Source organism: Labrys sp. KB_33_2 (genome assembly GCF_052114505.1).
Classification (GTDB): Bacteria; Pseudomonadota; Alphaproteobacteria; order Rhizobiales; family Labraceae; genus Labrys.
In genome coordinates this window covers 1-3,119 of the sequence record NZ_JBFREW010000054.1, presented here as the reverse complement: position 1 = coordinate 3,119, position 3,119 = coordinate 1, and the positions used below count along the sequence as shown (strand labels likewise).

4 protein-coding genes are annotated in these 3,119 nt (G+C 52.8%); all 4 read left to right on the top strand.

The window, feature by feature from the left end; translation table 11 throughout:
• On the top strand, positions 1–827 hold an 827-nt coding region (locus tag AB4037_RS34405; RefSeq protein WP_441774643.1), incomplete at its 5' end, for an RHS repeat-associated core domain-containing protein.
• 70 nt (positions 828–897) lie between these two features.
• Entirely contained in the window at positions 898–1,641 is a 744-nt protein-coding gene (locus tag AB4037_RS34400) for a hypothetical protein (protein ID WP_441774642.1), read from the top strand.
• Between the two features lie 107 nt (positions 1,642–1,748).
• Complete coding sequence (locus AB4037_RS34395; RefSeq protein ID WP_441774644.1) at positions 1,749–2,156, top strand: hypothetical protein; 408 nt, start codon at positions 1,749–1,751, stop codon at positions 2,154–2,156.
• A gap of 713 nt (positions 2,157–2,869) precedes the next feature.
• Positions 2,870–3,119 (top strand): hypothetical protein (locus AB4037_RS34390; protein WP_441774641.1); only part of this gene is annotated, 250 nt, incomplete at its 3' end.

The window sequence follows — 3,119 nt, the reverse complement described above, 5'->3', positions numbered from 1 at the left end:
CCAAGGAGGATCACGGCTATATCGGGGAGCGGCAGGACGAGACGGGCCTGCTCTACCTTAACGCAAGATATTACGATCCCCACATCGCACGCTTCGTCTCCCCAGACTGGTGGGACCCCACACAGGAAGGCGTCGGAACCAACCGGTACGCATACGCCGATAACAATCCCATCAATGTCAGGGATCCAGCAGGGCATTCAGGAATCGGCCATAATGGCGGACCTTCTTTTAGTGACGATGACAATGACGGCGTTCCAAACGAAATGGATGCGCATCCAAACTTCGATGATCGTGCGATTCACACGCTGGACGGTTCTACTCCGGGGTTCCGAAGCCTTTTGGGGCCAGACCCGAATTTCTCAGCAGGTATGATAGCCGCGGGAATTGGTGCCAGCTTACAGGAACGCGCCTTCCAGGCAATTCGACCTGACGGACATCCCCAAGGATACAAAGCAGCGGCGAATACAACAGCAAAAATGCACGCCGACCTATCCGAAAAGATGGCACGTGACATGGTGAAACAGGTCGGCGCCGAGAACGTAGCGTCAATCCACTACAATCAGGCACTCAGTTCGATATTCAAGGGCGTCACAGACCAGAGGCGGCCGGACGTGACTGTGGTAACGAAAGACAATCGAGCTATTTTGGGGGAAGTAACTTCACCAACTCAGAAACCAAGCGACATACAAGCCAAATTAGACAGCATGGGCGATTCAGTAGAAAGTTCTGGTAGGAAGGTTGAAACAAGGCGCGACGATTCCCTAGCTGGCGGAAGAAAGCCTGGTAAAACGGACAAGACCGATCACGAAGATGGAAGTGGAAATTAAATATACTATGTTATATTTTGTGCGCCAAATTTAAATATCATATGAATCTTTCATCTGCAGGAATGTAGGTATGCCTAAGCTCCTAAGATATCTCGTTGTCTATGATCTCGTTGAGGATTACGATCTCTCGGCAGACCCGCAATTTCTCATCGAATTGCTTAAACAATCAGAAGCGAAGCCGAACAAGATAGGCTTCGCCGCTTATCAGCAAACAAAATCAAAATCCCCACGTATTAGTAAAAAACATCCAATTGAAGAATTAATTATAGAGAGTGGTGCCTATGACCGTGTCTCATTAGATGAAATTGTCGGTGAAAATTACCTTAATATTGACTCCCACATTGCATATCAGCGTTCCCGGCGGGAATATATCGTGGCACTCAATGAGGCAGAGTTTTCAATTGATAAAGCTCTGGATCATCTAAATCTACTTTGCCAACGTGTAACACCTCGTTACGGCTTCGTAAACGTAGAGCGTCCACAGGATGCTTTATATCACCCCTTCGGAACAGCTAGTGCTGCGGCAGATCCAATAACCGCAAAAAGAATATCGGATCTTGGGTATAGTCGTCGTACGACAAAAGAACACAGAAGCGGGAAACTTCATGATGTTTACCCTTTGAATGTCTTGAATCACGCGCATCTAGAGCGACTTATCGGAAGTTTTTCTTTGAAGGAGTGGATTCGAGCCGGTGATCACGGGGAATTGAGAGTCGTAAAGGAAGGGGTCTACGCTTGGCTTATTCCAGGCGATAAGCGGGCTGGCATACGTGATGTCCTTTTCAAGGCCGGAGCTTTGTTTGCAAGCATTTGAAAGGTCGAAGGATATCTGGATTGCCGTTATTGGGCCGTTGAGTGTGCGTTGCGACCAACGGCTAGTGGATTGACTCCAACGTTTGGAACCCACGGTTTCTGGCGGCGATGATGGTATCCGGATCGGCGCGCCAGACGAAGGGTTTGGGCGTCTGGTTGGCCGCGGCACTTGCGAGGATCAAACAGGTTCCCCTGGCGAGCTTGGGATATGTTGAAGGCGCGACGAAAGATGAGGCTCGTATTGGTCTGGAACAATCTGTTTCGACTCTGCTGGCGACAGGACAGATGCAGATCCTCTCGTTTCGGCGCCAATCTCCTATATCGTACGGGCCCATTCGTGGCCTGCGTTTCGAAACTCAGCTGATCGCAAATTCACGTAGCCTGTCCTCATTTTTGACCGCACTCGCGCAAGCTCGGCCTATGCTCTTCCTGCGCCAATTCAGTGCGGAGCGCCGCCAGGATGGAAGCCTTCTGGTGGGTATGCAGGCTGAGGCTTATTGGGCCGGTGTGAAATGAGCATGTGGCCGATCCTTCGCCGTTTCATGATCTTGTCGGCCATTGCTGGGTTTTCCGTGTTGCTTTGGCGCCAGACGATGCCTTCCGAAGAGCGAATACAGACGAGGTTTCGACAAGCATTTGCGCCTGAGCTGACAATGGGTAGTACCGCGGCGCCAGCCGCTCCGACTGGACCTCCCGTGGGACGGGACTTGTTCGTCAGTGTTGCGCCGCCACCCGCTCCTGCTCAGCCTCAGGCTCCACCAAAAGTTGCGCCACCTCTATCGCTGGTGGGGACCGGCATCGGCCCACCGAGCTTTGCTATCTTGCGCTCCGTTTCGACGGGGGAGCGGGAGAAGGTCGCTGCAGGCTCCAAGATTGCCGGATGGGTTGTCGCTGAGATCCGCAAGAATGAAATCCTGGTCGAGCAAAGCGGAGCTCGGTGGGCCATTGGGTTTTCGCCCGTGCAACCCAGAGATTGCAGTGAGGCGGCATGCTGAAAAATTCGCCAGTAAAGATTTCTGAAAGATTAAGTGTCTGGGGCATTTCAATTGGCTAGATGCAACTGGAAAACGGCGTCGGCTATTCCGTAGCTGCCAGAAACAACATCATGATGAGACGACCAGCTACCTCCTTTCGTGACGCCGTCGTGAATTACGACATGAATGTGTCACTCCCTCAAATTTGCCAAATTGAGACTCGTGAGGTGATTTCCTAGCGTGGCGTGGCGTGGCGTGGCGACAACGCCGACGGAAGGCGCGGTGGATGTGCAGGCCGAGAGCCTGTCGACTCTGGCCGCGACGGCGGCAGCAAGCGACACCCCCGGGGAGGATCTCTTGAAGGCGGTCGCCAGTGCGAGCGCACTGGCGACGAAGGCGGAGCCTGCCAGCTTCAACGGCTCCTTCACGCAGTCCGTGTCGATCGCGGTGCCTGTTTATCATGGCCTCGAGCCCAAAGTGTCGCTGCGCTATGATTCCAATGCCG